The sequence below is a fragment of the Cupriavidus sp. 2TAF22 genome (genome assembly GCF_052115045.1).
In the GTDB taxonomy this organism is placed as follows: Bacteria; Pseudomonadota; Gammaproteobacteria; order Burkholderiales; family Burkholderiaceae; genus Cupriavidus.
Genome location: NZ_JBFRFX010000094.1, coordinates 1 through 5,170 on the forward strand (window position 1 = coordinate 1; position 5,170 = coordinate 5,170).

4 protein-coding genes are annotated in these 5,170 nt (G+C 65.8%); 3 read left to right on the forward strand and 1 reads right to left on the reverse strand.

From position 1 onward, the window contains the following. From AB4Z48_RS40105 to gabT, 3 genes are all read left to right on the forward strand, one after another. Positions 1–513: ATP-binding cassette domain-containing protein (locus AB4Z48_RS40105; RefSeq protein WP_441624403.1), on the forward strand; the 513-nt coding region annotated here is incomplete at its 5' end. Positions 514–538: 25 nt separating this feature from the next. Further along, complete coding sequence (locus AB4Z48_RS40110; RefSeq protein WP_441624405.1) at positions 539–2,020, forward strand: NAD-dependent succinate-semialdehyde dehydrogenase; 1,482 nt, start codon at positions 539–541, stop codon at positions 2,018–2,020. 413 nt (positions 2,021–2,433) lie between these two features. Further along, positions 2,434–3,726 (forward strand): 4-aminobutyrate--2-oxoglutarate transaminase, encoded by a 1,293-nt coding sequence (gabT, locus tag AB4Z48_RS40115; protein ID WP_441624407.1) that lies wholly within the window; start codon positions 2,434–2,436, stop codon positions 3,724–3,726. Between the two features lie 322 nt (positions 3,727–4,048). Here the strand turns inward: gabT and AB4Z48_RS40120 are convergent. Beyond that, a partial coding sequence (locus tag AB4Z48_RS40120) for an ABC transporter substrate-binding protein (RefSeq protein WP_441624409.1) occupies positions 4,049–5,170 on the reverse strand: 1,122 nt, incomplete at its 5' end.

Below are 5,170 nucleotides of genomic sequence, written 5' to 3' on the forward strand. Positions count from 1 at the left end.
ATCCTGGYGCGGCCGCTGCAGTTCTTCCACGGCCTGCGCGGCGAAGCGAAACGGGCACGGATYCGCCAGTTGCTCGATCTGGTGCGGCTGCCGGCCRGCGTGGCGCAGCGCACGCCCGGTGGCCTGTCCGGCGGGCAGAAACAGCGCGTRAACCTGGCCCGCGCGCTGGCGGCCGAGCCGGAGCTGATCCTGTGCGACGAGATCACCTCGGCGCTGGATACCGTGGTCGGCGCGGCCATCCTGGACCTGATGGCCGAGCTGCGCAAGGAACTGGGTGTCTCGTACCTCTTCATCAGCCACGACCTGCACACCGTGCGCTCGATCTGCGACGAGATCGTGGTGATGCAGCATGGCCGCAAGCTGACCCAGGTCGCGCACCAGGACTACGACCGCGGTCCGCACCACCCCTACTACGCGCTGCTGGCGCGCTCGGTGCCCGAGCTGCGCCGCGGCTGGATCGATGAAGTCGATCTGCATAGCGACGGCACAGTGCCCGCCGGCGTCACCGCCTGACCCCTTTCCTTAGGAGAATTTGTTCATGCCTTTGTCCCTCCAGAACCAGACCTTGCTTCCCGGCCGCAACTTTATCGGCGGCGAATGGTGCGGCGCGGCCGACGATCGCACACTGTCCGTGGCGGACCCTGCAACGGATGAAGTCTTTGCGGCGGTACCGGATAGCGGTGCGGCGGACGCACGCCGCGCCGTCGATGTCGCTCACGCAGCGTTCCCAAGCTGGCGCAAGACCCCTGCCAAGCACCGCGCGCAGATCATCAAGCGCTGGAACGACCTGATCGTCAGCCACGTGGAAGACCTTGGCCGCCTGATCTCGCGCGAGCAGGGCAAGCCCTTGGCGGAAGGCAAAGGCGAGGTGCTCTATGCCGCGAGCTATGTCGAATGGTTTGCCGAAGAAGCCACGCGCGCCGATGGCGACGTGATCGCCGCGCCAGTGCCCGGCCGACGCATGCTGGCACTGCGCGAGCCGGTCGGCGTCATCGCGGCGATCACGCCATGGAACTTCCCGGCAGCGATGATCGCGCGCAAGATCGCGCCGGCGCTGGCTGCCGGCTGCACGGTGGTGTGCAAGCCTGCCGAGGATACGCCGCTGACCTCGCTGGCGCTGGTCAGGCTCGCCGAACAGGCGGGCGTGCCGCCGGGCGTGCTGAATATCGTCACCGCCTCGCGCGAGCGCGCGGCCGAAGTCGTCGATGTATGGCTGGACGATGCCCGGGTGCGCAAGATCACCTTTACCGGCTCGACGCCGGTGGGCAAACACCTGGCGCGCCGCTCCGCCGATACGCTGAAGAAGCTGTCGCTGGAACTGGGCGGCAATGCCCCGTTTATCGTGTTCGACGATGCAGATCTCGATGCCGCCGTCGAAGGTTTGATGGCCGCCAAGTTCCGCAACGGCGGACAGACTTGCGTGTGCCCTAACCGCATTTACGTTCAGGACAAGGTACACGACGCCTTTGTCGAAAAGCTTGCCGCGCGCGTCGGCGCGCTGGTCGTCGCCCCCGCCACGAACCCGGCCGCGCAGATCGGCCCGATGGTCAACGCGCGCGCGGTCGACAAGATCGAACGCCATGTGAAGGACGCGGTCAGCCGTGGTGCCCGCGTGGTCGTCGGCGGCGAGCGAATCCGCAACGAACAGTGCCCCGGGCCGAACTACTATGCGCCAACGGTGCTGGTCGATGTGGATGCCGCGATGGAGTGCTCCTGCGAGGAGACCTTCGGGCCGGTGGCGCCGGTTACGCGCTTCAGTACCGAGGCCGATGTGGTCGCGGCGGCCAACGCCACGCCGTTCGGGCTGGCAGCGTATTTCTACTCAAATGACGTGCGGCGGATCTGGCGCCTTGCCGATGCGCTTGAGTCGGGCATTGTCGGTATCAACGAGGGCGCGCTGGCAGCGGAAGCGGCCCCCTTCGGCGGCGTGAAGGACTCCGGCTACGGACGCGAGGGGTCGCGCCATGGCCTCGAAGAGTACATGCATATCAAGTACGTCTGCCAGGGGCTGCTGGACTGATAACGCTCCGCTTCCTATCGAGCGGCCGGCGCAAGCCGGCCGTTTTGCATGGCGGGCCTTGCCGGCAAAGCCTGCCATGCATCCCCGTCGAAGGAACTGCTGTTCATCCCGCCACAACAGGATTCGCTGCTGATCGACCCCTCGCATTCGGTCAAAGCGCTATCCGCCTCGTCCCTATACTGGTCCCGCTGATTGCCCGCAAGCGTTGGCGATATGACCCCGGCAGGCTTCGGCCATGCCGCGAACGAACTCCATGACAGCAATGCCCCAACGCCAGCCGAGTGCCCTCGCGGACCCTAATGCAAGCTGACCGGACGCGAACCGCGCCACCTCGCAGAGATCCTTGCCGGCTCCAACCCTTCGCAACCACACCGCGACCCCGACTTCGCGGAAACTGAAAGAGGCGTAACGCAATGACCCAGTCCAACCAGGCCCATATCGCGGCCCGCACCCAACATGTTCCGCATGGCGTCGTCACCGCCCATCCGATCTTTGCCGACAGGGCCGAGGGTTCATTCCTCTGGGATGTGGAGGGACGTCGCTATATCGACTTCGTCGGCGGTATTGGCGTGCAGAATATCGGCCATAACCACCCCAAGGTCGTCGAGGCAGTGCGCAAGCAACTGGGTCGCGTGACGCACGCAGCGTTCCAGGTGGTCGGCTACGACGTCTATGTCGAGCTGGCCGCTCGGTTGAACAAGCTGGTCGGCGGCGCCGAGCATTACAAGACGCTGTTCGCGACAACCGGCGCGGAAGCGGTGGAGAACGCGGTCAAGATCGCGCGCGCCTGTCGCAATGTGCCGGGAATCATCGCGTTCCGCGGCGGCTTCCACGGGCGCACGCTGCTCGGCTCGACGCTGACCGGCATAAGCACGCCGTACAAGCAGAACTTCGGGCCGCTGGCCGGCGACGTCTATCACACGCCCTATCCCGACGAATTCCGTGGCTTCTCGGGCTCGGATGCGATCCGGGCGCTGGAAGATCTCTTTGCCACGCAGATCGCCCCGAACCGGGTCGCGGCCATCATCCTCGAACCTGTGCAAGGCGACGGCGGCTTCCTGCCTGCTGGCAACGAGTTCCTGCAGGCCCTGCGCGCGCTGACCCGCAAGCATGGCATCGTGCTGATCCTGGACGAGATCCAGGCCGGCTTTGGCCGTACCGGCAAGATGTTCGGCTTCCAGCATGCGGGCATCCAGCCCGACCTGGTCACGGTCGCGAAGAGCCTGGCCGGCGGCATGCCGCTGTCCGGCGTGGTCGGGCGTGCCGAGATCATGGACGCGCCGGCACCCGGCGGCCTGGGCGGCACATATGCGGGCAATCCGCTCGCCTGCGCCGCTGCGCTGGCGGTGCTCGACCTGTTCGAGGAAGAACAGTTGCTCGCCAGTGCGCACGCCCTGGCGGAAACCCTGCGCGCAGGGCTCGACCAGCTCGCGCGCGAGTTCCCCGCCATCGGCACCGTGCGTGGCGTTGGCGCGATGCTGGCGCTGGAGTTCGTAAAGGACAGCGACCCGTTCCAGCCCGACGCGGCATTCGCCCAGGCGGTGATCGACCGCTGCCGCGAACGCGGCCTGCTGGTCATCAAGTGCGGCGTGCATCGGAACAATGTGCGGCTGCTGGCGCCGCTCAACACCTCCGCGGAAACGGCGCAGGAAGCCCTGGAGATCCTGCGCGCCGCCATTGCCCAAACCAGCGACGAGGCTCGCTAACACGCAGGGTTCACCGGGTCCGGCCAACGGCACGCGGCCCGATCGCAGTATGATTGGGGCGCCTCCGGATCGGAGACCGCCCCAACGAGTGCTGCCGTGATAGCGAGCGCGACCGTGGCGGCGCCACCGGGAGCCGCCGTTTCGAATCTTCCTGCTGCCCAACGGGGACACCGTCTTCAAGGGCTTCGTCGACCAATGGCTGCACCTGGCCAGGGCAGTCGGTGACTACGAGGTGCATGCGGCCAAGTGGCTCGGCAAATAAACCTGGCCCAACCGCACGGGGCGCAGGCGGAAACCTTGCGAAAAAGGCCCGCCCGCCCCGTCAGGCATCGAGCCACACATGCTCCGCAAACGAATAGCCCATCAGCCCACCCAGCGGGATCGGTGACAAGCCCTTGAGCTTCGATGAATGTCCGTCGATGCTGGCCAGGAACAGCGGGATACCAATGCCGGCGTCCTCGTGGATCATGGTCTGCATGTCGGCATACATCTGGATGCGTTTGGCGGTGTCGGTTTCGGCCCGCGCCGCCAGCAGCAGCTGGTCGAACTTGGGGTTCTTCCAGCGCGATTCGTTCCACGGCGCATCGGACTTGAAGAACTGCGTGAGAATGGTGTCGGCGCTGGGGCGCGGGTTGACATTGCCGAAGCCCACGGGGCTGTTGAGCCAGTGGTTCGACCAGTAGCCATCGGCAGGCATGCGCTTGATGTCGATGTCCAGGCCGACACGCTGCGCGGTCTGCTGCAGCACCGTCGCCATCTCGACCGAATACAGGGCGGCGGGCGAGGTCACCATCGGCACCTTGCCCGTCACGCCCGATTTGCGCAAATGGTACTTAGCCTTGTCAAGGTCGAAGGCCAGCTGCGGCAGGCCCTTGAAAAAGAAGCGGTTGGTGGGGTCGATCGGCTGATCGTTGCCGAGCACCGCATAGTCGAGCGCGATGGCCTTCTTCATCTGCGCGCGGTCTTGCAGGTACTTCATCCCCATCACAAAGTCGGGGTTCATACCTGGACCCGCGTCCTTGCGCATGATCAGGTCTGTGTACTGCCCCGATTGCGTGATGAGGGTGCCGAAGCCCGGCGTACCCTTGACGCGGGCCACGGAGCGCGGGTTGACAGAGCCCACCAGATCCATGCCGCCGGACAGCAGCGCGTTGACGCGCGCGCTCTCATCGCCGATACCGACGAACTCGATCTCGTCGAGGTAGGGCTTTCCCTGTCTCCAGTACGCATCGTTGCGCACCACCACAGTGCGCACGCCCGGCCTGAACTCCTTGATCTTGTAAGGCCCGGTACCGATGCCGGCACTGAAGTCGGTGGTGCCGTCCTTGACGATGAGGAAGTGGAAGGTGCCCAGGATCACCGGCAGGTCGGCATTGGGGCTGGTGAGCACCACCGTGACCTCGTTCGGGCCGGTGGCTTTCACGCTCTCGATCTGCTCGGCCAG